42 protein-coding genes and 1 pseudogene are annotated in these 23,493 nt (G+C 59.5%); all 43 read right to left on the reverse strand.

Annotation, left to right across the window (positions count from 1 at the left end; genetic code table 11):
- Positions 1 to 172: 172 nt before the first annotated feature.
- Positions 173 to 847, reverse strand: coding sequence for a hypothetical protein (locus tag H8F01_RS00565; RefSeq protein ID WP_187057167.1), 675 nt, complete (start codon positions 845 to 847; stop codon positions 173 to 175).
- On the reverse strand, positions 844 to 1,329 hold the full coding sequence (locus H8F01_RS00570) for a hypothetical protein (protein WP_187057168.1): 486 nt from the start codon (positions 1,327 to 1,329) through the stop codon (positions 844 to 846). Before H8F01_RS00570 ends, H8F01_RS00565 begins: the two co-directional genes overlap by 4 nt.
- Positions 1,323 to 1,727 carry a hypothetical protein gene (locus tag H8F01_RS00575; protein WP_187057169.1) on the reverse strand — a complete coding sequence of 135 codons (405 nt, stop codon included), beginning with the start codon at positions 1,725 to 1,727 and terminating at the stop codon, positions 1,323 to 1,325. The genes H8F01_RS00570 and H8F01_RS00575 overlap by 7 nt, the downstream gene beginning before the upstream one ends.
- Positions 1,724 to 2,440 carry a hypothetical protein gene (locus tag H8F01_RS00580; RefSeq protein WP_187057170.1) on the reverse strand — a complete coding sequence of 239 codons (717 nt, stop codon included), beginning with the start codon at positions 2,438 to 2,440 and terminating at the stop codon, positions 1,724 to 1,726. The genes H8F01_RS00575 and H8F01_RS00580 overlap by 4 nt, the downstream gene beginning before the upstream one ends.
- Positions 2,440 to 2,829 carry a hypothetical protein gene (locus H8F01_RS00585; RefSeq protein WP_187057171.1) on the reverse strand — a complete coding sequence of 130 codons (390 nt, stop codon included), beginning with the start codon at positions 2,827 to 2,829 and terminating at the stop codon, positions 2,440 to 2,442. The genes H8F01_RS00580 and H8F01_RS00585 overlap by 1 nt, the downstream gene beginning before the upstream one ends.
- Positions 2,826 to 3,011 carry a hypothetical protein gene (locus H8F01_RS00590; RefSeq protein WP_187057172.1) on the reverse strand — a complete coding sequence of 62 codons (186 nt, stop codon included), beginning with the start codon at positions 3,009 to 3,011 and terminating at the stop codon, positions 2,826 to 2,828. Before H8F01_RS00590 ends, H8F01_RS00585 begins: the two co-directional genes overlap by 4 nt.
- Positions 3,012 to 3,069: 58 nt before the next feature.
- The gene (locus tag H8F01_RS00595; protein WP_187057173.1) at positions 3,070 to 3,501 is read right to left on the reverse strand and encodes a DUF6197 family protein; all 432 of its coding nucleotides are present in this window, start codon (positions 3,499 to 3,501) and stop codon (positions 3,070 to 3,072) included.
- Between the two features lie 277 nt (positions 3,502 to 3,778).
- Positions 3,779 to 3,874, reverse strand: a pseudogene (locus H8F01_RS21710) (prepilin-type N-terminal cleavage/methylation domain-containing protein); the annotation flags it as partial.
- Positions 3,871 to 4,203 carry a hypothetical protein gene (locus H8F01_RS00605; protein ID WP_187057175.1) on the reverse strand — a complete coding sequence of 111 codons (333 nt, stop codon included), beginning with the start codon at positions 4,201 to 4,203 and terminating at the stop codon, positions 3,871 to 3,873. The gene H8F01_RS00605 and the pseudogene H8F01_RS21710, both read right to left, overlap by 4 nt.
- On the reverse strand, positions 4,200 to 4,391 hold the full coding sequence (locus tag H8F01_RS00610; protein ID WP_187057176.1) for a hypothetical protein: 192 nt from the start codon (positions 4,389 to 4,391) through the stop codon (positions 4,200 to 4,202). The genes H8F01_RS00605 and H8F01_RS00610 overlap by 4 nt, the downstream gene beginning before the upstream one ends.
- A gap of 14 nt (positions 4,392 to 4,405) precedes the next feature.
- The gene (locus H8F01_RS00615; protein WP_187057177.1) at positions 4,406 to 4,606 is read right to left on the reverse strand and encodes a hypothetical protein; all 201 of its coding nucleotides are present in this window, start codon (positions 4,604 to 4,606) and stop codon (positions 4,406 to 4,408) included.
- Entirely contained in the window at positions 4,590 to 4,877 is a 288-nt protein-coding gene (locus H8F01_RS00620) for a hypothetical protein (RefSeq protein ID WP_187057178.1), read from the reverse strand. The genes H8F01_RS00615 and H8F01_RS00620 overlap by 17 nt, the downstream gene beginning before the upstream one ends.
- A gap of 96 nt (positions 4,878 to 4,973) precedes the next feature.
- Positions 4,974 to 5,582 carry an Nmad5 family putative nucleotide modification protein gene (locus H8F01_RS00625; RefSeq protein ID WP_187057179.1) on the reverse strand — a complete coding sequence of 203 codons (609 nt, stop codon included), beginning with the start codon at positions 5,580 to 5,582 and terminating at the stop codon, positions 4,974 to 4,976.
- Positions 5,583 to 5,592: 10 nt separating this feature from the next.
- Positions 5,593 to 6,051, reverse strand: a complete 459-nt coding sequence (locus H8F01_RS00630) for a hypothetical protein (RefSeq protein WP_187057180.1) — start codon at positions 6,049 to 6,051, stop codon at positions 5,593 to 5,595.
- A gap of 5 nt (positions 6,052 to 6,056) precedes the next feature.
- On the reverse strand, positions 6,057 to 6,416 hold the full coding sequence (locus H8F01_RS00635) for a DUF6915 family protein (protein WP_187057181.1): 360 nt from the start codon (positions 6,414 to 6,416) through the stop codon (positions 6,057 to 6,059).
- Positions 6,413 to 6,628 carry a hypothetical protein gene (locus tag H8F01_RS00640; RefSeq protein WP_187057182.1) on the reverse strand — a complete coding sequence of 72 codons (216 nt, stop codon included), beginning with the start codon at positions 6,626 to 6,628 and terminating at the stop codon, positions 6,413 to 6,415. Before H8F01_RS00640 ends, H8F01_RS00635 begins: the two co-directional genes overlap by 4 nt.
- Complete coding sequence (locus tag H8F01_RS00645) at positions 6,625 to 6,858, reverse strand: hypothetical protein (protein ID WP_187057183.1); 234 nt, start codon at positions 6,856 to 6,858, stop codon at positions 6,625 to 6,627. Before H8F01_RS00645 ends, H8F01_RS00640 begins: the two co-directional genes overlap by 4 nt.
- The gene (locus H8F01_RS00650; protein ID WP_187057184.1) at positions 6,858 to 7,091 is read right to left on the reverse strand and encodes a hypothetical protein; all 234 of its coding nucleotides are present in this window, start codon (positions 7,089 to 7,091) and stop codon (positions 6,858 to 6,860) included. Before H8F01_RS00650 ends, H8F01_RS00645 begins: the two co-directional genes overlap by 1 nt.
- 104 nt (positions 7,092 to 7,195) lie before the next feature.
- A complete protein-coding gene (locus H8F01_RS00655; protein WP_222615704.1) occupies positions 7,196 to 7,495 on the reverse strand; it encodes a hypothetical protein in 300 nt (99 codons plus the stop codon).
- Positions 7,496 to 7,598: 103 nt separating this feature from the next.
- Positions 7,599 to 8,024, reverse strand: coding sequence for a hypothetical protein (locus H8F01_RS00660; protein WP_187057186.1), 426 nt, complete (start codon positions 8,022 to 8,024; stop codon positions 7,599 to 7,601).
- Positions 8,021 to 8,362 (reverse strand): hypothetical protein, encoded by a 342-nt coding sequence (locus H8F01_RS00665; RefSeq protein WP_187057187.1) that lies wholly within the window; start codon positions 8,360 to 8,362, stop codon positions 8,021 to 8,023. The genes H8F01_RS00660 and H8F01_RS00665 overlap by 4 nt, the downstream gene beginning before the upstream one ends.
- Positions 8,363 to 8,556: 194 nt before the next feature.
- Positions 8,557 to 8,889: a hypothetical protein gene (locus H8F01_RS00670; protein WP_187057188.1), complete on the reverse strand. Its 333-nt coding sequence runs from the start codon at positions 8,887 to 8,889 to the stop codon at positions 8,557 to 8,559.
- A 65-nt stretch (positions 8,890 to 8,954) separates the two neighbouring features.
- Positions 8,955 to 9,677 carry a hypothetical protein gene (locus H8F01_RS00675; RefSeq protein WP_187057189.1) on the reverse strand — a complete coding sequence of 241 codons (723 nt, stop codon included), beginning with the start codon at positions 9,675 to 9,677 and terminating at the stop codon, positions 8,955 to 8,957.
- 273 nt (positions 9,678 to 9,950) lie between these two features.
- Positions 9,951 to 10,496: a 3'-5' exonuclease gene (locus tag H8F01_RS00680; RefSeq protein ID WP_187057190.1), complete on the reverse strand. Its 546-nt coding sequence runs from the start codon at positions 10,494 to 10,496 to the stop codon at positions 9,951 to 9,953.
- On the reverse strand, positions 10,496 to 10,948 hold the full coding sequence (locus H8F01_RS00685) for a hypothetical protein (RefSeq protein WP_187057191.1): 453 nt from the start codon (positions 10,946 to 10,948) through the stop codon (positions 10,496 to 10,498). The genes H8F01_RS00680 and H8F01_RS00685 overlap by 1 nt, the downstream gene beginning before the upstream one ends.
- Before the next feature lie 10 nt (positions 10,949 to 10,958).
- Positions 10,959 to 11,195, reverse strand: a complete 237-nt coding sequence (locus tag H8F01_RS00690) for a hypothetical protein (RefSeq protein WP_187057192.1) — start codon at positions 11,193 to 11,195, stop codon at positions 10,959 to 10,961.
- A gap of 13 nt (positions 11,196 to 11,208) precedes the next feature.
- Positions 11,209 to 11,820 (reverse strand): AAA family ATPase, encoded by a 612-nt coding sequence (locus H8F01_RS00695; RefSeq protein WP_187057193.1) that lies wholly within the window; start codon positions 11,818 to 11,820, stop codon positions 11,209 to 11,211.
- Between the two features lie 202 nt (positions 11,821 to 12,022).
- On the reverse strand, positions 12,023 to 12,928 hold the full coding sequence (locus H8F01_RS00700; RefSeq protein WP_187057194.1) for a thymidylate synthase: 906 nt from the start codon (positions 12,926 to 12,928) through the stop codon (positions 12,023 to 12,025).
- Positions 12,929 to 12,937: 9 nt separating this feature from the next.
- A complete protein-coding gene (dut, locus tag H8F01_RS00705) occupies positions 12,938 to 13,429 on the reverse strand; it encodes a dUTP diphosphatase (protein ID WP_222615705.1) in 492 nt (163 codons plus the stop codon).
- 114 nt (positions 13,430 to 13,543) lie between these two features.
- Positions 13,544 to 14,788, reverse strand: coding sequence for a ribonucleotide-diphosphate reductase subunit beta (locus H8F01_RS00710; RefSeq protein ID WP_187057195.1), 1,245 nt, complete (start codon positions 14,786 to 14,788; stop codon positions 13,544 to 13,546).
- Positions 14,785 to 15,420 (reverse strand): Gp49 family protein, encoded by a 636-nt coding sequence (locus H8F01_RS21715; protein WP_222615706.1) that lies wholly within the window; start codon positions 15,418 to 15,420, stop codon positions 14,785 to 14,787. Before H8F01_RS21715 ends, H8F01_RS00710 begins: the two co-directional genes overlap by 4 nt.
- Positions 15,421 to 15,433: 13 nt before the next feature.
- Entirely contained in the window at positions 15,434 to 17,248 is a 1,815-nt protein-coding gene (locus H8F01_RS00725) for a ribonucleoside-diphosphate reductase subunit alpha (protein ID WP_222615707.1), read from the reverse strand.
- Positions 17,249 to 17,341: 93 nt separating this feature from the next.
- Entirely contained in the window at positions 17,342 to 17,941 is a 600-nt protein-coding gene (locus tag H8F01_RS00730) for a RuvC family protein (RefSeq protein ID WP_187057197.1), read from the reverse strand.
- A gap of 42 nt (positions 17,942 to 17,983) precedes the next feature.
- The gene (locus tag H8F01_RS00735) at positions 17,984 to 18,133 is read right to left on the reverse strand and encodes a hypothetical protein (protein WP_187057198.1); all 150 of its coding nucleotides are present in this window, start codon (positions 18,131 to 18,133) and stop codon (positions 17,984 to 17,986) included.
- A gap of 151 nt (positions 18,134 to 18,284) precedes the next feature.
- On the reverse strand, positions 18,285 to 19,136 hold the full coding sequence (locus tag H8F01_RS00740) for a prohibitin family protein (RefSeq protein WP_187057199.1): 852 nt from the start codon (positions 19,134 to 19,136) through the stop codon (positions 18,285 to 18,287).
- 35 nt (positions 19,137 to 19,171) lie between these two features.
- Positions 19,172 to 19,387, reverse strand: a complete 216-nt coding sequence (locus H8F01_RS00745; protein ID WP_187057200.1) for a hypothetical protein — start codon at positions 19,385 to 19,387, stop codon at positions 19,172 to 19,174.
- Between the two features lies 1 nt (position 19,388).
- On the reverse strand, positions 19,389 to 19,604 hold the full coding sequence (locus H8F01_RS00750; RefSeq protein ID WP_187057201.1) for a hypothetical protein: 216 nt from the start codon (positions 19,602 to 19,604) through the stop codon (positions 19,389 to 19,391).
- Positions 19,601 to 20,095 (reverse strand): hypothetical protein, encoded by a 495-nt coding sequence (locus H8F01_RS00755; RefSeq protein ID WP_187057202.1) that lies wholly within the window; start codon positions 20,093 to 20,095, stop codon positions 19,601 to 19,603. Before H8F01_RS00755 ends, H8F01_RS00750 begins: the two co-directional genes overlap by 4 nt.
- Before the next feature lie 47 nt (positions 20,096 to 20,142).
- A complete protein-coding gene (locus H8F01_RS00760) occupies positions 20,143 to 20,406 on the reverse strand; it encodes a DUF7352 domain-containing protein (RefSeq protein WP_187057203.1) in 264 nt (87 codons plus the stop codon).
- Complete coding sequence (locus tag H8F01_RS00765) at positions 20,403 to 20,783, reverse strand: hypothetical protein (protein ID WP_187057204.1); 381 nt, start codon at positions 20,781 to 20,783, stop codon at positions 20,403 to 20,405. Before H8F01_RS00765 ends, H8F01_RS00760 begins: the two co-directional genes overlap by 4 nt.
- Complete coding sequence (locus H8F01_RS00770; RefSeq protein WP_187057205.1) at positions 20,780 to 21,082, reverse strand: hypothetical protein; 303 nt, start codon at positions 21,080 to 21,082, stop codon at positions 20,780 to 20,782. The genes H8F01_RS00765 and H8F01_RS00770 overlap by 4 nt, the downstream gene beginning before the upstream one ends.
- Positions 21,079 to 21,279, reverse strand: a complete 201-nt coding sequence (locus H8F01_RS00775; protein WP_187057206.1) for a hypothetical protein — start codon at positions 21,277 to 21,279, stop codon at positions 21,079 to 21,081. Before H8F01_RS00775 ends, H8F01_RS00770 begins: the two co-directional genes overlap by 4 nt.
- A complete protein-coding gene (locus H8F01_RS00780) occupies positions 21,276 to 23,381 on the reverse strand; it encodes an AAA family ATPase (RefSeq protein WP_187057207.1) in 2,106 nt (701 codons plus the stop codon). Before H8F01_RS00780 ends, H8F01_RS00775 begins: the two co-directional genes overlap by 4 nt.
- Positions 23,382 to 23,493: the final 112 nt, after the last annotated feature.

Genomic DNA, 23,493 nt, shown 5'->3' on the forward strand with positions numbered 1-23,493 from the left:
ACGCTCAAGCTAGACAGTGATGTGATTTCTAGGGGAAGCGCTTAGCGCTCGTTCTACGCAGTCACAGACATCGCCCTGAAAGACGTGTCGCGCTGCGTCTCTTCTCTACCTGGTGAACCCAAGGCTGAACTGATCAGCCAATGTCACGTCATGGAAAACGTGACAAGTTGGCTTACCAGAGACCCTGCAGTGGGTTGACGATCACTTCGACCACCTCGGGCTCATTGAGGTAGCCAGGCCATGCCTTCCCACCCATGCTGTAGACCCGTTGGAGCACTGCTCGGGCGTCGCCATACCCAGTTGGGTTGCTCTCGACTTGCTTCATCAGTTTCTTGTTGTGGATCTGACGGGTCTCAAACTTGATGACGGGTGCCTCTACCACCGTGCAGAACGCAATGTCCTGGCCCGTGTGGTAATGCCGGTAGACCATCAGCCCACCGCCAGGGCTCGTGTAGACCGTATCGAACCCTCGACCGCGAATGTACTTCTCCAGGTTCAGCCACTTCGCCTCACCGAACTGGATCGTCACGTCGTCCGGCCTGGCCTTTGGGGCTCGGAGGAACGCTGGCATCGTCTGCCTGCCCAACTGGTAGACGCGAGCAAGCACAACACGGATGTCGTCGTGCTTCTCCGGGTCTCGCTCGATCAGGGACATGGTGTTCCCGTTGGCGACATCCCGGTGGTCGAACTTCATCAGCGGGAAGTCGATCTTGAACCTGATCGCGAGACCCAGCTCAAGGTGACGATAGACGTTGGAGTCAATCGTCACTCCTTCCAGGGCGAACCCTTTCGCGGCAAGGAGCTTCTCGATCAGTGCCCACTCATCTTGGCCCAGGTGCAGCATCACCAGCGCCCCTCGCTCGGGTTGTCGGTCGGCTTGGGCTTCTTGAAGACGATCCTCTGGTTCTGCTCGCGATACATCCGACGTTTGTAGCGCTCCGCTTCCGTCAGCTTGGACTTGGGCTCATAGAGCGGCAGGAAGACATTCGGGTCAGCCTCCAGGAACTCCGGAATGGGCAGCTCAGCCTTGCCATACACCCAGCGCAAGGCAGCCTTGGGGTAAAGGAGCGTCTGCAGGCCGTGGGCGTCGTAGACAGCCTCAATAGCCTTGCCATTGGGACCGCCACTGGTGTCGAAGTAGACCGCGATTGAGTCCGCTGCGTCGATGCGGATCGACTTCAGCTGGATCGTGATGTTGTCGTCCTCGTGAAAGTAGTCCTCGACCACCGACATGTTCGGGTGGATCTTGCTCTTCTTCAGGGCGAAGCCGTACTCAGCCAACTTCTCTGCGAGCTGCACCCAGTCGGCGCACATGAACTTGATTACCATTGCCCCTCCAGAGGGTTCGTCTCGACAGCCATCGACATCGTTGCGGTGGCGAATTTCATATCGGGTCCATCATCGAGACTGGACTCCCAGGTAGCTTCAAAGGCCAGGCGACGGACGACTTCAAAGAAGTCCTGGGCGAACTTGTCGTAGGTGTCGCGCTGCTGCGGGAACAGGAGCGTCAGATCGTGCCCGTTGATGCCATCGTTGTTGACGACCCGATGTATGACCTCAGCCGTCAGCGACACGCCTTTGAAGCTGCCGTGCTCACGCCGGAAGCTGATCGTTCCAGGCCAATCGGGGCTGGGCGCGCTCTTGAGGATCGCGAAGTGCGTGTCCTTGCAAGCAGCCTCCAGGTTCTTCCCGTTGATGCGGACTTGGAGCTTCTTGTACTTGATCACCACTGACCCTCCAGCGGGTTCGTCGGGCGTGCTGGTTCAGCAGGCTTCGCGAAGCCATAGCGCTCGCTGAACCGCTTGACCATTTCAGGGTTACGCTCCATCTGGTCCAGGCGGGCTTTCAGCTCCTCGACCTCGATCTTCTTCCTCAAGTCTTTCTCGTAAGCCGCCTTCTTGACCGCCTCAATCGAGCCCTCCTCGATCTCTCCGAACTCGTCGAAGATCATCGAGATACCCTTCATTCCACGGATCTCCGACTTCTTGCTCGGAAGGCCAATGGCTTTCGCAGCCTCTGCCAGCTCGTCGTAGATCTCCTTGGCCGGCTTGGGCTTGGGCAGATGGGTGGTCTCGTCCTTACCAGGCGAAGCCAGGCCCATCAGCTCGTGAATGCTCTTGCGCTTAGGCATAGGAATGCCGGGCGCACCGATCTTGATGAGGGCGTAATCATTCAGCGCCCTGCGCAGATCCCTATCCGGACCCTCGTCGTAGATGTCCGGGTAGTGGATGTGCAGATCCCAGTGCTCTGTGTCTCCGCCCATCGCAGCCATTGCTGCCGAGTCGATCCGGATGTTCCGCTTGAACTCACCCGTGAACGTCGCGTAGCGCATCTGGATCTGGATGTAGCCGTCGCTCAGCTTCTCCTCCAGGATGTTGAACCCGCACTGATCAACCACAGCGCGCAGCTTCTCAAGGGAAATGTTGTATCGCGTGGTCATCACCAACGTCCTGCGAGTGGGTTGGAAAGCATCTCCTGACGGGCGCGCTCAGCTGTCTCTTCCGCGAGCGCAGCAGCCTTCATCTGGAGGACTTCTCGGTTCGAATGACTGACGTCCTTCAACTTCGCGACGGCAGTGCGGTAACGGATCGCGTTCGACTTGGGTCCGTCCAGCTCCATCGGGAGGTCAGCTTCAATGACGGTCTTGCCGTCGTACTCTTCGACGTTTGGCCAGCGGACGTCGATGTACTTGCCGCCATGACTGCCGAAGTTGATGAGGATCTGTGTCGGATCGACGTGCTCGTACTGAACCTTGGCCCATCGCAGCACAGTGAGCAGCTGGTCATAGGTGCAGGTGACTGTCGTCCTTTGGTTATGTCGCGCCTTCATTTGCGAGGCGGAACGTATTTCTCGACCACTTCACCGATACGCTGCGTGGTCATGTTGATTTCTACGATCACCCACGGGTATTCGCCCTTGCGCGGACGATAGGTGTGCTCGGCGGGTTGGATCCAAATGGGAGTGGCGGGACTCCGGACGGAGCTGCCGATAAACATCGCGTGATGGTGCATGTCTCTCTCCTCCGCAGGGAGCGCGCATGTATGCACATACGCACTCCCCAAGCCAGGTTTAGAACGCGGAGGCTTCGATGCGACCACGCGACTCACGACGGATCACGTCGCCCAGGAGCGTCAGAACGTCCTTGTGCTTGGTGCCCTCGGCATCGTTGAAGTTGATCACTTCGTCCTGGCCGCCCTTCGTGAACTTGGCGACGGCCTTGTCCAGGATGGACTCGGCACCATTGGAGCTGTCAGCGTTGTCGCCATACAGTTCGAAGTCGGCGCGACGCAGTGCGCCCACGGTGCAGAAGCACTTCGCGTTCAGCGCTTCGGAGTGGACGCCGGTGCGACCATTGCCCTTCTTGTCGGTGGCGTAGGAGCCCTTGATCCAACGGGCCGGGTTCTTCAGGATCAGGAATGCGCCGACGAGAGCCTGGAGCTTGGCGTTCTTGAGCTTCTTCAGCTTGGCGATCTGTTCGGGCTTGAGGATGTTCTTCGACATGGTAAAACTCTCTTCTCTTCAGTGATTTATGGTTGATGGCTAGTTGAAGGACGCGACACGACCCGCCATCTGGGTCAGCGCGTTGCGGTGGTTACTGATACGCATGGCTGCACATCTGCTTGCCATCGGTGCCCAGGCGTGGTGTCAGGCTCTGTCCGGGGACGGAGATGTACTGGCAGCCGGTCTGCGGGTCGTTGACGATGCGAAAGCCCGCGATTTCGTTCTGGCGTTCAGCTCGTGCCTTAGCCTGGCGAGCTGCGAAGCCCTTCGGGTCTTTCCACTGCTGGTATTGCGGGATCGCAATGGCAGCCAGGATCGCGATGATCGCCACGACGATCATCAGCTCGATGAGGGTGAAGCCTTTCGCCTTCATGCCTTCACCCGCTTGCCACGGTAGAAGCCAGCCGGGATGCGGCGAGCAACATTTGCGGGCTGCCAGTGGTATGCGATGCCGTCGATCACGCCGCTCTGACCAGGGAACAGCAGGCCACGGATCTTGTTGTCGTCAGCATCGAACCACTCGGGCGGCAGGTTGTAGATGCCCAGCTCGCTCTGTGCCGTCGCGATAGCCTGGTTCAGATCGACCCACTCCTCCACCTCGGCGGGGGATTGGTCGCGATCAGCGAGCAAGTCCGCGATGTACTTGTTGCTCGCCTCGGCTGCCAGGATCAGGCGGATGGCGGTCTGCTTGGAAAGCCTCACGAAGCGCTCTCCTCACTCAGGACGAAGGCTTCGACCAGCTCGTCCAGACCTTCCTGATTCGCCAGGAAGTTGATGAAGCGACCCGCGACACCATCGGTGCGCTGAATCACTGCCATCGTGCCAGCAACCTTGATCGCCTGGATCTCGGTCAGCTTCACGGTCTTGGTTGCACGAACGCCTTTCGGCATGTCCATCTCCTCTCTCAGTTCAGGTGGTAGATCGTGTTGCGGGTCTCAGCGATCTTCTTGGCGAAGTCCACGGAGACAACGGTGCTCGTCCGGATCCACGAGCCGCTGGGGAAGCGGTCGTCTTCGAAGACCCGTCCATGCAGAACGTGGTTGACACCGACCCGTTGAAGGGTCCAGTTCTTGATCGTGCGAACGGGCTTAGTGGAGCCGGTCACGCTGGATCTCCTTGATGTAAAGCATCGCGTCGTCATAGGCGTCGAGGGCTTCCTCGCTCTTGTCAGCAGCGCGGGCACGACGCAGCGCCTGCAATGCCTGCTCCAGCGTGATCGTGTGCAGGTTCACTGCGCTCACGATGACCTGGTGGCGTCCGTAGAGGTTCAGCGCGCCAGTGATGACTGCGATGGTTTCGCTATCGAAGTCGCTGGTCTTGATCAGGTCGCGTGCGCTGTAGGTCGCGGTCTGTTCGAAGTTGTTTGGTAGGCTCATGTCAGGACTCGGGTTGTCGTATGTACGCGCTGCGATATGTCAGCGCGTACATACTATTAACGACGCAACAACCCTGCTATGCGTGGGTCGAGGGTCTTACGCGGCTTTCTTCGCGGACGCGGTGCGCTTTTCCTTCGCAGTCTTCACCGGGAGGTTCAGACGAGCGTTGAGGTCCGCGACCTTGCTGACCGGGAGCTGGCGATTGGCAGCCTCCGGAATCTCCACGAAGGGCTTCACTTCCGGCCAGGACTCCAGGAGTTGCTTGTAGGTGTTGAAGCCGGCCAACGCAGCTTCCACCTCCTGCAACGCCTTCGAGAAGTCCGTCTTGTAATCGCGGTCTTCAGCATCGAGGGCGTTGCAACGCGCCTCCAGCTTCGCCCCGATGCTCGTCTTCTCCAGGAAGCGGTGGCCGCTGCCATAGTGGGCGTTCACGTTGCCGGGCAAGTAGTCAGCCAGGGCGTAGTTGTGGGCGTAGCCATTGATGACCACAGACACGTTCGCGGAGACCGGCAGGAAGCCGCTCGGGAGCTGCGACATCAACTTGCGCGTCGCCTCGGGGTAGATCAGGTTGTAAAGGTCCAGCGCCAACGCATTGCGCTTCGCCTTCAGCTGCTTCGCCGTATCGCCAAAGCGATGGTCCAGCACCTTGCGAGCGATGTCCTTGCGGACGGAGATGCTCAGCTTGGCGTTCAAGTTCTTGGACATAGGTCTCCCCTTAGTCGTGGTCGTATTCTTCGACTTCGACGCCTGCCGAGGTCACGGTGATCTTGGCGTGGCTGCCAAAGATGGCCTGGAGGGTGTCCTCCATCGGGCCGGACGTCAGCAGGTTCTCCAGCTCGTTGAGGGCCAGGTGGGTATCGGCGCTCACTTCCTCGCACTGGCGGTAGCTGGTCACTTCCAGCCAGCCTTCGCCGTAGTGATGGTTCTCGCGCTCGTCCACGACCGAGTAGTTGAGGCCGTTCACGCTGAACACGCACTCCTCGCCATCGTTGAAGTACGGCACATACTGGGTCCAGCACAGCGCCTTCACTTCCGGATGGTCAGCGAGGAAGCCCTGCAGGATGGGGCCGATGCGACCCTGGAGCTTCTCCTGGAGTTCGGCCTGCATGCGAGCCTGTTCGGCCACCAGTGCGCCCACTTCCTTCAGGGCTACAGTCTTGATTTCATCCAACATATTCCTCAGTCCTCGTCGTGATTGAATGTGATCGCCATGCGGCGCTTTTGTGTGCCACTCATCCAGCCCTCGATAGGCATGGTCTTGAGCCAGTCCTCCATCGTCGGGATGAAGCCGAGGTCTTGGATGATGTGTTCCTCTGCGATGTCGCGGGTGGACACCTTCTTGCCATCGGAATTCGTGATCAACGTGCCAAAGACACGTTCGACCAGGTAGCAGCCCCAGGCGCTGTGCAACATGGCACGATGCCGGACATCGGGGACTGCGATCTTGGAGCTGTCGATGAACTCATGGATGGGCATGTAGTCCTCGATCTGCCCGCCATACTTCTTCTGGGTGACGCGAGCGTGGAGATGCGGCTTCACAGCGCCTCCTTCGGATCCAACTCGATTTCGTACAGGGTCTTGAGACTGCCTTCCGTCCTGCGACCCGAGAAGGACACCTTCATCCGCTTTGCGGGAGCGCCGGGAGGAAGATCAACGATCAGCGGGCGTGTCTTGCGAGGGCAAAGTCCCGCATCCATTCCAAGACCCTTGAATACCTTCACCAGCTGCTTGCGGGTGACGAGGGTCTTCATGCGCTCACCTGCTTGTTCAGCAGATCCTGCAGGACGCGGCTGCGACGCTTGCTGTAACGGACAGCGATGCGCTGGGCGAACTCGTCAGCGTCCACGGTCTCGTTGTGCTTGATGAGGTGGCCGTAGTCGCCCAGGAGGAACTGGAGCGTGATCTTGTCCTGCTCCGGCATCTTGGGCAGACCGACCGTGTGGACGCCCTTGTGGACGCGAGTGATCTGGACCGTGGCCATTACTGCTGCCCCTGCGGGGTGAGCCACTGGTCAGCGATGCAGCTGATACCCTCGTTGTGGGCGTAGCAAGTCACGCCACGCTTCGTGTCGTGCCACACAGTCGGGGCACCCACGTTCCACTCGACCATGTTGACGTTGTAGGGAACGTCAGCGACTGCGCTCTGGGAGCAAGCAGTCAGAAACAGGCAATAACCCACCACGAGCGTCAGCGCTCGGCTCAGATAACGGTTCATTCTCTTCTCTCTGGGTTGAAGCGCTAGCGCGCTTTCTCTATGTGCGCACAGTATGCGCATACATACTCGTAATTGCAACAGCTGGCACTAGGCACAAACACTATCTACCTACCCTCCAGAATCCGACGCGATTCGCTGATATTGGCCAACACACTCAGCTGGCCGAGGTAACGCTTGACGATCCGCTTGGCACGCTTGAGGTCGTTACCCTCCAGTGCCTCACCCTGCTCGATTCGCTCGGCATAGTGGGTGATGGGAAGCCTGTGGAAGTGTTCGATCACATCCGTTCGTGCTGCGTCCGGAATCATTTCCTTCCGGGCGTCACGACACAGTGCGAGCACTGCCCTTTCCACTGCCCTAGCGTTCGTCTCAAGAAGCTCCAGAACCTTAGCTCGGTCCCACATTTCTCGATCCTCTCTCACCCGCAGCACTCTTGCTGCGTGCGATCAGTTTCGATGTGGTAGCTACTTCCGAGAACAGCTGGATCGAACGTGCCTGGTCACTGCCTCAGCCCTGCCCCACGTCGTACTTCTCAAGGAAGAGGTTGCAGTTGAAGGCCATCTTGATGAAATAGGCGTCGGTCTTCAGGCGGTTGAGGTGGCCTTCCCAGCGGGCGTCAGTCATCCAGCCAGGTCGTGCGGCTTCAAGGCCGGCGTGGAACTGCAGGTGCCAGCGCATGTGCTGGGCCAGGTCGAGGGGCTCACCACCATGATATTCGTGGTGATGCACGTCGAAGCGCCCCTTGTATTCCTCGCCATCGGCAAAGACCACGGTGAAATCGGTCTTGTCGTAGCTGCCGTCCTTGGGTGCGAAGCCGGCGATCTGACGCAGGCGGGCTTTCGCGTCCTCCCAAGACGTCACCGTCCACGACTTGCCCGCGTAGAAACCCTCGGCGGGTGCAATGACGATGGTCGCCATCTGAATCTTGCTCACGTTACCTCCTTCCAGTCTGCTTTCCATTTGTCGTCCCAGGTCTTGTAGGGATGACGCTCATAGGTCTTACCTTCGAACTCGACCCGCTTGCCCTTCCCGAAAATCTTCGGGTGTGCCTGGTCGATCTTCTGGTTCAGAAGCTCCTGCTCCGTGTAGGGCAGCTTGCCCTCGCGCTTCAGACCCTCTTCGATGCTGTCCACGCGGCGCATAGCAGCACGGAGATCCGCCCTACCCTTGTTCGGGTTGTTGCCGTCATAGCGGTCGCAGAAGTCACTACAGGACTTCAGCTCAGCCTTGGCCTTCTCCAGCTCTTCCAGCGTGTAGTAGTTCGTCGTCATGGGTTGCTCCCGTTGCTTCATGTCTATTTTCTCAAGACACAGAAAAGCCAGCTAGCGCTGGCTCAAGGGTCTCTGTTGGCTCTCTGTAGAGGGCGGTTCCTATCCACCGCCAAGTCACAGCTGTCACCACCGCTGGCAACTTTCGAGAGTAGGGCGTGCCATTCACCCCTTCCCATCCTTGGGCAGAGAATTCGTTACTTGTTCTTGGTGGTCTTGGCTTCCTTCGCCTCGGGCTTCATGCACCAGTCGAAGTAGATGTCCGCAGTTTGGGTCGCAGACGCATCCGGGTTCTTGTAGACGACATCGACCAGGTTGGCCAGATGGTCATAGGCGACCTGATCCTTCTCGGTGCCAGAGTTCTGCTTGTTGAGGCGATCAAGCATTTCAAACTTAGGCACGCCCTCGTCACGTTCCTTGGCGACGAACTGCATGAAGCGGGCGATGCTCGTGCAGTAGTCGCGATCCGGCTTGGCGGCTACGTTGGTGACGGCGAGAGTGGCAATGAGGGCGATGATGAGGCGACGCATGTGTGTTCCTGAAATTGGCTGAAGAGACCAGGGGCTTTCGCCCCTGGCGTCCGTTGGTGTGAGGGTTAGGCAGCAGCTGCGGTTGCGGCGGGGGTGCAGGCTTCGATGCACTGGACGATCATGCTGTCCGCGCGGATCTTGATCGCCTTGCCCACACGCTCCGCGACCTTCAGGACGGGGAACAGCTGCATGAGCTGATTCGCCTGGCTGCGGGCGGTGCCGATGGTGTAGCCGTTCGCCTGGAGGTGCTCGGTCAGCTCCTTCGACGAGGCTTCGCCCTTCTGCATCAGGAACTCCAGGCCCAGGCGGGTGTAGACCTGCACCTTGTCCTTGTTGTTGCGGAAGCGCACCAGGTTCACGCCCTTGTCCGCGACCTTCTTCGCGAGCCCGTCCATGTCCTTCAGGGCCGTCTGGACCGCTTCGTCGCTGTCCTCGCCCACGGTCAGGGTCATCGCCGCCTTGAGCAGCTCCGGATCCTTGTTGAAGGCGTTGGTGAGGATCTCGGAGGGCTTGTCGCCCGTGAGGCGCGGGGTGCGCTCAGCCTTCGCCTTCTTGACGGCCTCGATGGTCGTCACCTTGTCAGCGGGCTGTTCCTCGTAGTGCTTGCGCTGCTCTTCGGCAAGCTCGGCGTGCTCTTCGATGCGCTCCAGCTCCTCGATGGTGAGGTCAGCTTCCGGCGTCTTGGCTTCGACGACTTCGGTCGTCGTGGTCTTGTCGTCGTTGGTGCCCGTCACTTCTTCCAGGAGGGCTTCCAGCTCGGCGTCGAGCAGGCTCGGGTTGTTGCTCATGGTTGAATCCTCTCTTCTCTCGTTTTGGGTGCGTCGCTCTCTGCGACAAGTGAATGATGTATGCAGATACATAGGGGCATCAACACTAAAACGCAGGCACGTTGTAGGGACTGTGCCGACGCTCTGTAACGCTCTCTAAGCGCGTCGCGTCTCTTATGCGTGCGACGTGTCGCAATTGCAGCGCGTTACGCTAGCAGCGCGTTACGTGAAGCGAGAAACAGAAAAGCCGACTGCAACGTCAAACGCTACAGTCGGCTCATGGGAGAGAACTTCTCAGGCTGCGATGGGCAGCTTGTAGTAGCCGAGGTCGATGCCCTTCCAGAGGCACTGCATCATGCAGTCCACGTCGTACATCGCCGCGTGAGCCTTGGACGGGTCATACGGGACGTTCAACGCCCAGCACAGCTCGCCCAGGTTAGGACTCTTGCCGGTCGGGGTTGCCCAGCGTCCGTTCTCCATCGTGCAGAAGGAGTCGATGTTCGGAACCTCCAGCCCGATGCGTGCCAGCTCCAGGCCAATGAACGGGCCGTCGAACATGACATTGTGTGCCACGAAGACCTTAGCCAGGCCCAGAGCCTTGGCAACGATGGGCGCAACCTTCTCCCAGGTGGGACACTCACGCAGATCTTCCAACACGATCCCGTGGACGGCAGTTGCTGCCGGTGGAATCGTGCGCAGCGGGTTGATGCGCTGCTCAATCTCCTTCACCTTTCGGCGGGTGTCGAAGTCCCAGATCTGGAAGGCGACTTCAATGATTCGGTCGCCCTTCTCGCTGTCGAAGCCAGTGGTTTCGACGTCACCTCCAACAATCAAACGCATTAGTTCAGTTCCTTGTAGCCCAGGCGGGCAAACGATTCGATATAGCCATCGAAGCGACCGCGAGCCACTTCGTAGGGGTTGAGTTCTTCGGAGAAGTCCAAGACCTTCGTGCTACTCCAGGTCATGCGCGTCGTCTCCGACCAGTTCAGCTTGTGCAGCTTCACCACTGGCTCACCGAACGTGTACTCCAGGCAGTACAGGCACCCATCGCTGATGAACAGCCGGCGAGCAGTTGCCTCGCCGGTCTTGTCCGCGAACTCCTTGCTTGCCTCGGAGATCATGTCGAACAGATCGTCGGTGATGAGGCCAGAAACAGCCTGGAAGAGCGTCTGAAGGCTGCTGCGAGCCTGCTCCACCGAGATAATGCCGGTCTGGTAATCGACGACGATCCGCTCAAGCGTGTCGAGCGCCTTACGGTTCAACTCGTCAACAAGCGTGTGGGATTCGCTCACGTCCAGCTCCTTACAGGTAAGCGCCAGTCAGATCACCGGCATCGGTAAGCACGCCCAGGCCGACACCGCACTTGAACACGCCTGACAGGAACTCCTCGTACTGGTCACGAGTGATCAGTTCCGCGAACTTGCTGTCAGCCTTGGCCATGTCGTCGTAGGTGACGTGCATGGAGATGGTGCTCAAGATGGTGGCCTCGACGGCACCGTCAGCAGTGATGGCGACGTTGGTGACTTTTCCTTTGATCATGTCTCTAACCTTCCTAGTGCAACGTGTTCGAAGCCTTGGCTTCGATAGTGTCGAGGGCGTCTTCGATGACGCGAATGCAGATCGCAATGCGGCGGTCGTGGTCGATGACATGCTTGGCGATGCCATGCACGCGGATCGAATGCGGCAATGCACGCACGAGACCCTCGGCCACGTAGTCGAAATGACGGATGTAATGCAGGCAGGACGGGGCCTTGCCTTCGGTCTCGGCAATCTCGATGCCGGGACGGACGTGGATCAGCTGCGCGAAGTAGAGCTGGGTCAGTTCGACAGCGCGCTGGAAATGGCGCTCGACGACGGATCGCTCCTCAATCGTGCCCAGGGTGGCACGCTGAATGTCGGTCAGCGTGTACGCAGCAACGTCCATCGGGGTGCGGTCGGCAATGAAGATGCCGGTCGCAGCTGCGTACTGACCCGCCAAGAATTCAAGAACGCTGTCTTGGATCTTGAGACGCGCCTGGAAGTCGAGGTTTTCCTTGGGGTCTACGCCCTGCTCTTTCAGGAAGCCGCTGACGTTGGTCTCCAGGAACTCAAGATCGAACTCCTTGGCCAGGTCTTTGGCGAGGGTGGTCTTGCCCACCCGATGTGCTCCAATGAAACCGATCATGCGATTTCTACCTTTACTCGCTCGACGCTGAGGGTGCGGGGGTCGCGACCCTTAGCGATCATTTCGTCTCGTAGGTTGTTCACCCGGCTCTTCGTGCTCCACATGTCTTTCCCAGCGGCGGAATGCCACCGCTGGTGAAAGTCGTCCCAGAGCCGGAACTTGATGTCGATGGCCCACTTGGAGCGCTTGACGGCGCTCTGGGTCATACCGCGACTTCGCCCTTGATCGCCGGGTGCGGGTCGTAACCCTCGAACTTGAAGTCCTCGAAGCGCATCTGTGCAGGATCCGTCACGACGTCACGGGTGATGCGGTTGATCGAGAGCTGCGGGTATGCCTTCGGGGCGCGGGTCAGCTGCTCCTTCACCTGCTCGATGTGGTTCGAATAGATGTGGGCGTCGCCAATGATATGTATGAACTTACCGACCTTGAGGCCCGTGATAAAGGCGATGATGTGGGTCAGCAGCGCATACGAGGCGATGTTGAACGGGATGCCCAGGAACATGTCACCGCTGCGCTGATACAGCTGGCAGCTCAGCTCGCCATTGCGAACGTAGAACTGGAACATGACGTGGCACGGTGCCAGGGCCATCGCCGGAATGTCAGCAGGGTTCCAGGCGCTCACGACCAGGCGACGGCTGTTCGGGAACTCGCGGATCTCCTTGATCACATTGGCGATCTGGTCGATGGGCGATGCCTCGACCGTGAAGAGCTTGCTGTTCTCGCGTGCCTCGTCCTCGTGGGCGTGGATCTCGGGCTTGCCAGCCCAACGACGCCACTGCTTGCCATAGACCGGACCAAGCTCACCCGATTCGCTGGCCCACTCGTCCCAGATGGTGACGTCGTTCGCCTGGAGGTAGCCGACGTTCGTGTAGCCGTTGAGCATCCAGATCAGCTCATGGATGATCGACTTGAGGTGGAGCTTCTTGGTCGTGACCAGCGGGAAAGCCTTCGCCAGGTCGAACGACATGCGCAAGCCGAACTGACTGATGGTGCCGATGTTCGTGCGGTCTTCGGACTCGATGCCATTGGCAAGAACGAATGCCAGTGCGCGCTCGTACTCACCGGATTCGCTATCGAAGATGGCGGGATTGATGTGCAGATCCTTCATAACCCACCCTTAGTTCGCGCCAGTGGAACCGAAACCGCCGTTACCGCGATCCGTCGCCTCGTCGAAGTTCTCGACCTCGATCAGCTGCGGGCACACGACCGGCGTCAGCATGAACTGGGCGATACGGTCGCCACGGGCGATGTAGATGTCATTGTTGGAGCGGTTCAGCAGGGACACCTTGAGCGGCCCCTGGTAGTCGCTGTCGATCACGCCGACGCCGTTCGCCATCACCAGGCCACGGGTGCCGAGACCACTGCGGGGAACGATCAGACCCACGAAACCGGGGTTCTTGATCCAGATGTTGATGCCCGTGTCCATCATGTGCTGCTCGCCAGCGAGAAGCTCGATGTCCTCGGTCGCACGCAGGTCGATGGCAGCGGCGCCATCGGAGCCACGAGCCGGCAGACCGAAGTCAGCGTAGAGCGCCTTGTCACGAACGATGGTCGAAATCGGGTGGGTGTAAACGCGGTCGAGGGCCGCGCCAAATGCGTGGTGATTCACTTCTCTTCTCTCCTGATATTGCAGGGGAGGTGGTCCCTCCCCTGCTGTCTTAGCGCTTATGCTGCGCTTGTCTCGTCATTATACGTATGTTGATACATATTTTGACAGGGACGTTCAAAGTTCCCGGAGGTAAGCCCCGAGTTTGTCCGCCCCGCCTACCAGCTTCCCGTTGTGAAGGATCTGGGGAACGCTGCGTGCGCCCGTCTGCTCGTAGAACTTGGCCCGTTCAGCGTCATCGTCCAGGCTGATTTCAGTCCAGGTGATGCCCTTCTGCTTGAGCATGTTCTTGGCCATCGTGCAATAGGGGCAGATGGTCTTCGTGTAGACGATCCACTCCGGCTTTGCCGAGACGACCGGCTCGTCCAGCTCCGCGAACACGTCGCCCCAGGTGCCCTGGGTGGCAGCCTTGGCATACTCGGTGCCACGCTGTTCGAAGAAGTTGACGTGCTCCACCGCGTTCAGCATTTCGTCCAGCCACGGCAGCGGGTTCTCCTTCACCTTGAAGATGCCCTTGTAGCCCAGCTGGATCAGGCGACGGTCTGCGATGTAGCGGATGTACTGCTTGATTTCCTCGGCAGTCATGCCCTTCACGCCACCCATTTCGAACGCCAGGTCGATGAAGGCGTCCTCGTGGGCAACCACGTCACGGCATGCCTGCTCGATCTGAGCCCGCAGCTGTGCGTCGTTGACCTCGGGGTTCTCGCGCAGGACATCGTGGAACAGCCGGATGATGTTCTCGCAGTGGTGCGACTCGTCACGAACCGACCAGGTGATGATCTGGCCCATGCCCTTCATCTTGTTGAAGCGCGGGAAGTTCAGCAGCATGGCGAACGAGGCGAACAGCTGGAGACCCTCGGTGAAGGCACCGAAGACAGCCATCGACAGAGCCAGCTCACGCACGTCCTTCGGCTCGTAGAAGCCCTGGAGATACTCCCACTTCTCCTTCATTTCGCGATACTTGAGGAACGCCTCGTACTCCACTTCCGGCAGACCCAGCGTGTCGATCAGATGGGAGTAAGCCGCGATGTGAATCGTCTCCATGTTGTTGAAGGCGTTCAGCATCATCTGGATCTCGGTGGGCTTGAACCACTTCAGATACAGGCTGTGGTAGCTCTTGCTGATCTCCACGTCCGACTGCACGAAGAAACGGAAGATGTGGTTGAGCAGGTTCTGTTCGGACGGGCTCAGGTTGCGACGCCAGTCCTGCACGTCGTCAGCCATCGGCACCTCTTCGGGTAGCCAGTGCATCTTCTGCTGGGTGTGCCAAGCCTCGTAGGCCCACGGGAAGGAGAACGGCTTGTAGGCCGTCCTCTCAGTGAACAGGGTCTTCCCTGCAGGGATGGTGGGGTTGTAGGTCACAGCGAGAACCTCAGAGCAGCGCGAGCCACAGCACGGAAGATGATGTCCTTCACCTTCTGCACTTCCGGAAGTTCGTCGTAGCTCACGAGGCACGGGTGCGTCTTCGCCTCAGAGTCCTTGACGGGGCCATAGACCCAGCCCTCAGCGATCTTCTGAGCGCTCCAACTCGCATGCAGCTCCACCGGGGACAGACCCGACTTCGCAGCGAGCACGCCATTGCGAGCGCTTTCCTTCTGCCAGGCGGGTGCGATGGACCAGGGCACCTGGCTCTCGTCACCGATGCTGATGCAGTATTCGCGATTGGCTTCGTGTGCCATGCGCGCCGCGTTCTCGTACTGGAACGCCTGCTTGTTGCAGAGCTGATAGCCCTCCAGCGCCCAGATCTTCCGGATCGCATCCTTGCGTGCCAGCGTTCGGCCCAGGTCAGCGTCGAAGTTCGCAGGCGACGCGCATGCGCTCTCGCCCGTGACGGTGAAGCCGTTGCGCAGCTTCAGGGTGCAGATCGTCAGCGTAGTGCCCTCGGGGACGTAGTAGTCCTCCTTGGAGACCAAACCCTCGATATGCTTCTCAGTGACACGCGGGGCGTCCAAGCCCTTTGCTGCCAGATAGTCGTGAATTTCCTGCTCGTTCATTTCTTCAACTTCCTTATTGGCAAGCCAAGCACTCGTCGTACTTGGTCTCTTCGGTGGTGGATTCGCTCTTCTGAGCGACCTTGACGTTCACTGCCTCGGCACGCTTCACAGCGGTCGAACGGCAGTAGTAGAGCGACTTCACGCCGGACTTCCATGCGTACATGTGCAGGTCGTGTAGCTCGCGCTTGTGGGTGTCGGCATGCAGGAACAGGTTCAGCGACTGCGACTGGCAGATGTAAGGCTGACGCTCTGCTGCGTGCTTGATCATCCAGCGCTGGTCGATTTCGAACGCCGTGCGGAAGATCTTCTTCTCCTCATCGCTGAGGAAGTCCAGGTGCTGCACGCTGCCCTTGTTGGCAACGATCGACTGCCAGGTGGCTTCATCGTTCTTGCCATGCAGGTCGAGGCGCTGGGCCAGATACGGGTTGCGGACGATGAAGCTGCCCGAGAGCGTCTTCTGGAGGAAGGCGTTCGTGCTGCGTGCCTCGGTGCTCGGGCTGGTCGTGCCAGCGATCACGCTGATCGAGGCAGTCGGGGCGTGGGCGAGCATGTTGGAGAAGCGACCGACCATGCCGGCGTCCACAGCATCGGGGTTGGAGCCGCGCTCTTCAGCCAGCTTCAGGTTCGCAGCGTCAGCCTGCACCTTGATCCGCGAGTGCATCTCCTTGTTGATCAGGGATGCGAGGTCGCTCTCGATGGCGACACCCATCTTCTGCAGATAGGCGTGGAAGCCCATGACACCCAAGCCAACCGAGCGCTCACGCTTGGCAGCGTAGACGGCACGCGACATTTCGGGCGGGGCGTTCTGGATGAAGTCCTCCAGCACGTTGTCCAGGAAGCGCAGGATGTCTTCGATGAACTGCGGGTTGTCCTTCCACTCGTCCCACTTCTCCAGGTTCACAGACGACAGACAGCAGACCGCCGTGCGCATGTTGCCCAGGTGGTCCTTGCCAGTGAACAGGGTGATTTCGGCGCAGAGGTTCGACTGCTTGACGAACAAGCCCAACTTCTTGTGATGGGCCGGGATGGCACGGTTCACGTTGTCGATGAAGAGCATGTACGGCTCGCCCGTCTCCATACGGAGGTCGAGCATGCGGCTCCACAGATTGCGTGCCTTGATGGTGCGAACGGTATGACCGTCCTTCGGGCTCACCAGGTCGTAGTCCGTGCCCTTCTCCACCGCAAACATGAAGCCGTCGTCCACGACAGCGCCGTTGTGGATGTTGAGCGCCTTACGGTTGGGGTCGCCACCAGTCGGCTTGCGGATCTCCAGGAACTCGTCGATTTCGGGGTGCTTGGTCTGCAGGTAGACCGCTGCACTGCCACGACGCAGGCTGCCCTGGCTGATCGCGAGGGTCATCGAGTCCTGGACCTTGATGAACGGGATGATGCCGGTGGTCTGACCGTTGTGACCAACCTTCTCACCCATCGAGCGCACTTCGCCCCAATAGGTGCCAATGCCGCCGCCCTTGCTGGCCAGCCAGGCGTTCTCGTTGATCGAGTCCAGGATGCCCGGCATCGAGTCCTGCACGTCGTTGAGGAAGCAGCTGATCGGCATGCCACGGGTGGTGCCACCGTTGCTCAGCACGGGCGTCGCCGGCATGAACCACAGTTGGCTGATGTAGTCGTAGAGGCGCTGGGCGTGTGCTTCGTCGTCGGCGTAGTAGCCGGCCACACGGGCGAACAGTTCCTGGTAGGACTCGCCCTTCAGCAGGTAGGAGCGTTCCAGGGTCTCCTTGCCGAAGGCAGTCAGGAGTGCGTCGCGTAGGGGGTCAAGCTTGATCTTGGCGCGCATGTCCACGGCGCGCTGCTTAATTGGGGAATTCATGTCTTTCCGTTTCGTCGTTGAAAGGGCTAGGGAGTGTATGTGCATACATCTCCCTGCCCTGACAGTGGTTGAGCCATTTCTGGCCTTACAGTGCTAGCTCAGTCGGCCCGCAACGCTGCGATAGACAGCAGCCATGCGGTTGAACTCAGCGGTCTTGGTAGCTGCGTGAATGACCGCTACCGCGTCAGCCATGTGCTCGGCCTGCCCCACCGTGATCGACATCTGACCCTTCTTTTTGGACATGGGCCAGTTGATCGTCGGGTATTTGCCGGAAGCCCAGGCGATGATTTCGTCCTTGTCGGCGTACTTGTCGCCCACTGCTTCCTTCACCTCGCGGGGCAACACCTGGATCAGGGGCTGGTCGATGGCAGCGAGCGTGCCCACCGCGATACCCAACGCCCAGGAGGCTCGTGCTGACTGCGTGCCCGTGGGGACTTCGCAGCAGACCAGGTGGATGCCGTGCTCTTCGACTGCCTGGCGAACGCCGGTCACAATCTCGCGGGCTCGTCGCAGATCGTCAGAGTTCTTGCGGACGACCTTCTTGCTCTCTTTGTCTGCCTCCGTCTTGATCAGCTCCACTCGCGTCACCGCGATGTGGGCGTCAGAAATGACAGTGCCCGACAGGTCAACTTCTGCAAACGCCATCCCGGTGTGTGCAAAAGCCGCGTCGAGCCCCAATACCTTCAACTTCATGTTGCCTCTCCGTGGTGTGTATGTCGTTACATACACTCTATGTTAGCGACCCTCTTTGATGAAGTAGCGCGGCTCGTACTCGGCAAATTCAGTCAGCTTGCGAAAGGCTTCCATTGCCTGCTCTGCCTGACCTCGATGCTTGAAACCGGCCATCTTGTGATCCTCCAAGAGCTTGCCCATGAACGTCGTCATGGGCGGTCGCTTCTCAAAGGTTCTCCACACTTCAAAGCGGTCGCGTTTGCTGGGGTTGTTGTGCCTGTCCCTGCTCCAGGCTGGTTCGCGCTGATACATCGTTGGGACTAAAAGAAAGCGCCCCGAAGGGCGCTCTCTCGTGCCGTTCGTGTTAGTTCGGCAAGACCATCATCGTGTTGCTGTCCTTGCCGAGCTGGGTGACAGGCAACTTGCCGTCCCACTTCTCGATCCAGTTCAGCTGTGCGACGCCGGGGTTCTCACGCAGGGCCTTACCACGCAGGGCGATGGCTTGGGCTTCGGCTTCCGCCAACTTCAACCGGGACTGGGCCTGACCATCAGCGACAGCGACTTCCTTCTCGGCTTCGGCCTTTGCCTGGGCCACTTCGTTCTGACGCTGCTCGGCCATCTGGGTTGCCTGGATCTTGGCGTTGATCGAACCGACCACGTTCGGCGGCAGACGCAGCTCACCAATCCAGTAGACCTTCTCGACCACGATGCCGACCGGACCAACTTCGTTCTGCACGTCCGCTTGGACCGACTCGATCAGTGCCGTCTTGCCCTTGCCATAGACCGACTCGATGTCGAGGCTGCCCGCCTGTTTGACCAATGCGTCACGAACCATATTGCGCAGGTAGGTGTCCGTGATTTCGTCGATGCCCTTCCGATACTTCTGGAAGATCGTCGTCACCTTGGTCGGGTCGATGTGGTAGGTGATGCCGACGTCGGCGTTGACCGTCAGACCCTGAGCCGTCTGGAAGCTGATCGACTCGTCCAGGTTCTCGCGCTGCTGCCACGTTGCGGTCTGGGTGAACGTCGGGAACGTGTAAAGCTCCTCGTTCCAGCCCACCCAGTAGCGACCCGGCTGGAGTTCCTGCATCTGCACGCCCTTGTCGGAGCCGTACAGGTTGAACTTCACACCCACGTTGCCAGCGGGAACCTTCGAACAGGCGGCGACCAGGAGAACGAACGTCGCGACCATCAACTTCAGGAACATCTTCTTCATTGAATTGCCTTGTGTATGTATGTGTTTACGTACTTTCAGAACCCGAAATAAGCGGCAGCGATGCGCTTGCCGAAACTCCGGACTCCCCAATAGATCATGCTGATGGAACCTACGACGCCCACGATCACTTCAGCGTCATCCTTGGCCGAGACGAGTCCCGGCGCCACGAACAGGAACCAGATCACCAAAGTCCAGAAGTAAACGTGTCCGTTACGCCAGAACTTCAGCTTGTTGCCCTTTCCTTCCTGCATATCACTCTCCAGGTTTGCTCTCCTTCTCTTTCAACCATCCGATGTCGCCTCGTGCGATAGCAGCCATGATTTCAACCACGAACCACTCGGTCGAATCGGCATCCGGATCGCGCTTCGCCTGCCTGGCGAAGAACAGACCCACACTCTTTGCTTCTTCCTTCAGCTTGTCGCCCCTCGGGAGAGGCTCGTGCTCGTAAGGATTGAAGTTGACGTTCACAGCCAGCCCATACGACCGTCAGCGACTGCGCGAATGACTTCAGCCACGAACCAGTCCGTCTCGTTGATGTCCGGGAGGGCTTCCGTCTTCGCCTTCACGTAGCCCGATGCGAACGTGGCGTGCAGCTTCAGCGCTTCGCCTTTGGGGAGGCCCGTCACCATGTACGGGTTCTCGGCTACGTTCAGCGGCTTGAAGGTGATGGGCTCCGGCTTGGCATGTGCGACAAGCTTGGCGATCTTCACTTCAGCCTTCGCCTCAACGGCCTTGCGGGGAGCGGCGCGGAGACAGCCGCAGGACTTCGTGTTGCCGCCACGCAGATTCTTGGCGAGGACGACGGTCTTGTTGCCACAGTCGCAGACGCAGTGCCATTTGCCACCGTAAGCGGGATGGATGTGCGACAGCGAGGTCACGACCAGTCGGCCAAAGCGCTGACCCGTCATGTTGATGACGTGGCGACCAGCGTGAGATACGGCAAAACGTGCGTGCTTCATTCCTTAGATCCTCTAGTTCTCGGTGTTCGTGTTGATGGTGGTCGTGGTCACAAATCGTCGCCTTCGTCGTAGAAGTGCCACATGTAGGGGATGTCGCAGACCGTTCCGATGTACTCGCCATCGGGAACGCTGTGACCAGTGCCGGCGCAGGCGATGTAGCGATTGACGGTCGGGTTATCCGTCTCGACTTCAGCCCAGAGGCAAGTCACACCGCTCGGGTCTTTGCCGACGTGCATGACTTGCGCGCCCTTGTGAATCAGCAGCGTCGTGCCATGTACGCTCAGCGGAAACTTGAAGATGGTCTTGCTCACTGCACATACCTCTTTTTCTTGTAGTCGTAGCCAATGGCCTTGTAGAACTTCCAGATCGAGTCGTGCTCCGCGATAGGCTTCAGCTCAGCAGGCGCTGGAATCTCAAGCCGCTTCGCAATCTCCTGGTCACGTTCCCAGCGGCTCATCGCGTCATCCATCGTGTGAACGCTGCACCACTCAACCTTTGCAGCGCTCTCCTTGGTCCAGAGAGGGCGACAGTCTTTGTCCATCGGGAAGCGGCGATGCAGCTCACGACGACGAAAGGCGCTGATCGAGGTGATCTGCCGGTAGAACCCATCCTCGACAACTTCAGGCGTTGTGACGACGTGGTATTCCGACTCCCTGCCTGGTCGAACGTGCTCGATCCACCACTTCATTCCGTTTCCAGCCTGGTCAACGTCGCCTTGTTCTTCTCGTAGTAGGCGGGCGTCACGAAGTACACTTTCTCGGAGAACGTCGTGCCTCCAATGGTTGCCCCGATGCGCTCTCCTGCCCCACCTTCCAGCTTCCAGTCGGACATGTAGCCCAGCGTCCGGTCGTAGTCGTGACCGAAGATGCAGGGGTGGACGTTCAATTCACCCACGTTGGAGAAGAACGATTCCCTCGTGACCGGGATAAGGCTCTTCAAGCGCTCGGGGAGAATCTGGAGAACCTCTTGTGCAGTCAGCTTGCTCACGTCCGCTCCTTTTCGCGTTCTTCCAAGCGCGTGACGCGCTCCAACAGGTCGATCAACAGTTCTTGCTTGGCGTATTCATCGACCGGGTGTTCGTGGTCGCATACCGGGCAGACGTGCGCATTGCGGATGATTTCTTCGGGCGTGGGACTTGCCATCCCGTTCTCACCCTTGCACTTCTCGCAGTAGCGATAGGTCACGCAGCCTCCTCGATGATCGACTGACCGCCACTCTTTCGAACGGTGATGTGATCGCGCACCCAGTCACCAATGTCGTTGTGGCTGATCGTGAGCACGGTGCCGGTGGTTCGAGCCTTGTCTTCCAGGATGCCCATCAGACGTTCCAGACCCGACACGTCGAGTGCGTCGTCCACTTCGTCAGCCACGAACAGCTTCAGAGGCTTGTGGGCACGACTCGCCACCAGGTCTTGCAGTGCCATCGCGGTCGCAATACGGACCTTGCGCTGCTCACCACCGGACAGACCCTCGAAGTCCTCGTCGCCGTGCTTGTTGTCAACGTCGATGTGGAACTTCTCGCGCAGCTCGCCCTTCTCGGTCTCACCCACGGTCAGCCAGGTCGCTTCGATGTTTCCATCCGACAGAGCGCCCAGATACGTGGCAGTCCGGTCGTTGAGGAACGGAGTCACGCTATCGAGCAGCTCGCCACGGATACCGTTGGGCGCGAACACTGCGACGGCAGCCTTGGCGACCTCCACCGCTTCGTTCTTGAGATCCAGCTCCTCGCGGGTGGCTTTGCGAACGTCCAGAACCCGGTCGAGTTCCTCGCTGCGCTTCTCCACTTCCTTCTCCCACGGGTTCGTGGCAGCTTTCAGCTCCTCCACGCGCTCGCGGATCGTCTTCGCCAGGGTCAGGGTGGTCTTGATGTCCGCCACGACCGAATCGAACGCCGTCAGCTCGCTCTGTGCGACTGTGAGCGCTGCCAGTAGCTTCGACGTGTCGAGCTTCGCGATTGCTGCCCGATGCGCGTCTAGCGCTTTCTGATGCGTCTCACGCGCTTCCTCGTATTCAGCGTCGAGTGACGCGCAGACAGCACGATGCTCATCCGCAGCGAGCGAGTTCTCCAGGTCAACTTCCTCGATCTGGCGCTTGTGCAGCTCTTCCAACTCCCGGATCGAGGCTTCGTCAGCTGCGATCAGGGAAATCAGGGTGTCGCGTTCCGTCTTCAGCTCACCCGCCTGCTTGGCGATGGTGGTCTTGCGAGCAGCCAGGTCGCCTTCCTCGTAGGTCTTGGAGCACTCACCACAGGCGGTGCCCACCTTGTCGTTGAGGTGCTTCAGCTCGTGAGCCAGGTTGCCCAGTTGCTTGGTGGCGTGTTCCAGCTTCACCTTGTTCTTGCCGACGTTCACAGCCAGCGCAGCAGAACCTGCAGGCGGGAGCGGACGGGGCTTGGGATAGGCAGCTGCCGGGTATGACGGGGCCACCGGAGCAATCGGAGCGGGTGGCGGGGAAGCCACTGACGCAATGTCCGCCTTGATGGACTCGATGCGAGCCTCCAGCCCTGCACGAGCTTCGGGGGTCGCCTTCTCCTTCAGACCCTTCGCCTTGGTCAGCGCGTCATTCACCGACTTCTCGGCTGTGGCGATCTGACCGGCGTTCTCGGATGCCCAGCCGGTGACGTTCTCGCGAGCCTCTTCAATCTGAAGCTCCAGAGCGCCCTGGGTGCGTTCCTGGGTCTCGTAGCGCGTCGCCACTACCAGGGCAGCCTTCTCAGCCTCCTGGGCGCGTTTGCGGGCGATCTCGTAGGCAGCCTCAAGGGCTTTGCCACCCGCAGCCTCTTCGACAAGCTCCTTCAGCTCCTTGTCGGTCATCGCCGGGAGGTTGGGCATGCAGCCCTGCCCCGCGTAGATGGACGCCATGAAGACTTCCTGGCTACAGCCGAGAATCTTCTCCAGCTGTTCCTGGGTGAGCTTGTCGGTGCCGAGGGTCAGGTCGCTCTCGCCCTTGAACAGGTGCAGGCGGCTCTTGCCCTTCGTGTGCTTGCGGTAACGGGTGACGGTGTAGACGTCCTCACCCTCGCGAAACTTGACCTCGACGCGGCAGTTCTTCTTGGCGGTGCGATTGACCACCTTGTCGCCAGAGCGACCGCGTGCAGTGATTCCGTAGAGTGCCCAGCTCAGGGCATCAACGACGCTGGACTTGCCGGCACCGTTGCTGTTCGCGCTGGAATCGTCCTCGTTGATGCCCTGGATCAGGAGCAGTCCACGATTCTCCAGATTCAGCGTGCCCTCTTTGATCGAAAGGAAGTTCTCGATCTGAAGGGTCTCAATGGTGATCTGACTCACCGCTCTCTCCTCGTGCGTATGCGCTTACATACTATTATCGACAAAAGACGACTGCCGACTATCGGTGCATCTCTCAAGAAAGGGCTCTCGTCGGGGCTGCTAAGCCCCAGGG

Source organism: Dyella telluris (assembly GCF_014297575.1).
GTDB classification, from domain to species: domain Bacteria; phylum Pseudomonadota; class Gammaproteobacteria; order Xanthomonadales; family Rhodanobacteraceae; genus Dyella; species Dyella telluris.

Coding starts and splice junctions, on each gene's coding strand:
- H8F01_RS00570 (WP_187057168.1), bottom strand. CDS start 1,329: ATGGTAATCAAGTTCATGTGCGCCGACTGGGTGCAGCTCGCAGAGAAG.
- H8F01_RS00580 (WP_187057170.1), bottom strand. CDS start 2,440: ATGACCACGCGATACAACATTTCCCTTGAGAAGCTGCGCGCTGTGGTT.
- H8F01_RS00585 (WP_187057171.1), bottom strand. CDS start 2,829: ATGAAGGCGCGACATAACCAAAGGACGACAGTCACCTGCACCTATGAC.
- H8F01_RS00590 (WP_187057172.1), bottom strand. CDS start 3,011: ATGCACCATCACGCGATGTTTATCGGCAGCTCCGTCCGGAGTCCCGCC.
- H8F01_RS00595 (WP_187057173.1), bottom strand. CDS start 3,501: ATGTCGAAGAACATCCTCAAGCCCGAACAGATCGCCAAGCTGAAGAAG.
- H8F01_RS00610 (WP_187057176.1), bottom strand. CDS start 4,391: ATGCCGAAAGGCGTTCGTGCAACCAAGACCGTGAAGCTGACCGAGATC.
- H8F01_RS00620 (WP_187057178.1), bottom strand. CDS start 4,877: ATGAGCCTACCAAACAACTTCGAACAGACCGCGACCTACAGCGCACGC.
- H8F01_RS00625 (WP_187057179.1), bottom strand. CDS start 5,582: ATGTCCAAGAACTTGAACGCCAAGCTGAGCATCTCCGTCCGCAAGGAC.
- H8F01_RS00630 (WP_187057180.1), bottom strand. CDS start 6,051: ATGTTGGATGAAATCAAGACTGTAGCCCTGAAGGAAGTGGGCGCACTG.
- H8F01_RS00640 (WP_187057182.1), bottom strand. CDS start 6,628: ATGAAGACCCTCGTCACCCGCAAGCAGCTGGTGAAGGTATTCAAGGGT.
- H8F01_RS00645 (WP_187057183.1), bottom strand. CDS start 6,858: ATGGCCACGGTCCAGATCACTCGCGTCCACAAGGGCGTCCACACGGTC.
- H8F01_RS00650 (WP_187057184.1), bottom strand. CDS start 7,091: ATGAACCGTTATCTGAGCCGAGCGCTGACGCTCGTGGTGGGTTATTGC.
- H8F01_RS00655 (WP_222615704.1), bottom strand. CDS start 7,495: ATGTGGGACCGAGCTAAGGTTCTGGAGCTTCTTGAGACGAACGCTAGG.
- H8F01_RS00665 (WP_187057187.1), bottom strand. CDS start 8,362: ATGACGACGAACTACTACACGCTGGAAGAGCTGGAGAAGGCCAAGGCT.
- H8F01_RS00670 (WP_187057188.1), bottom strand. CDS start 8,889: ATGCGTCGCCTCATCATCGCCCTCATTGCCACTCTCGCCGTCACCAAC.
- H8F01_RS00675 (WP_187057189.1), bottom strand. CDS start 9,677: ATGAGCAACAACCCGAGCCTGCTCGACGCCGAGCTGGAAGCCCTCCTG.
- H8F01_RS00680 (WP_187057190.1), bottom strand. CDS start 10,496: ATGCGTTTGATTGTTGGAGGTGACGTCGAAACCACTGGCTTCGACAGC.
- H8F01_RS00690 (WP_187057192.1), bottom strand. CDS start 11,195: ATGATCAAAGGAAAAGTCACCAACGTCGCCATCACTGCTGACGGTGCC.
- H8F01_RS00695 (WP_187057193.1), bottom strand. CDS start 11,820: ATGATCGGTTTCATTGGAGCACATCGGGTGGGCAAGACCACCCTCGCC.
- H8F01_RS00700 (WP_187057194.1), bottom strand. CDS start 12,928: ATGAAGGATCTGCACATCAATCCCGCCATCTTCGATAGCGAATCCGGT.
- H8F01_RS21715 (WP_222615706.1), bottom strand. CDS start 15,420: ATGAACGAGCAGGAAATTCACGACTATCTGGCAGCAAAGGGCTTGGAC.
- H8F01_RS00725 (WP_222615707.1), bottom strand. CDS start 17,248: ATGAATTCCCCAATTAAGCAGCGCGCCGTGGACATGCGCGCCAAGATC.
- H8F01_RS00730 (WP_187057197.1), bottom strand. CDS start 17,941: ATGAAGTTGAAGGTATTGGGGCTCGACGCGGCTTTTGCACACACCGGG.
- H8F01_RS00735 (WP_187057198.1), bottom strand. CDS start 18,133: ATGACGACGTTCATGGGCAAGCTCTTGGAGGATCACAAGATGGCCGGT.
- H8F01_RS00740 (WP_187057199.1), bottom strand. CDS start 19,136: ATGAAGAAGATGTTCCTGAAGTTGATGGTCGCGACGTTCGTTCTCCTG.
- H8F01_RS00745 (WP_187057200.1), bottom strand. CDS start 19,387: ATGCAGGAAGGAAAGGGCAACAAGCTGAAGTTCTGGCGTAACGGACAC.
- H8F01_RS00755 (WP_187057202.1), bottom strand. CDS start 20,095: ATGAAGCACGCACGTTTTGCCGTATCTCACGCTGGTCGCCACGTCATC.
- H8F01_RS00765 (WP_187057204.1), bottom strand. CDS start 20,783: ATGAAGTGGTGGATCGAGCACGTTCGACCAGGCAGGGAGTCGGAATAC.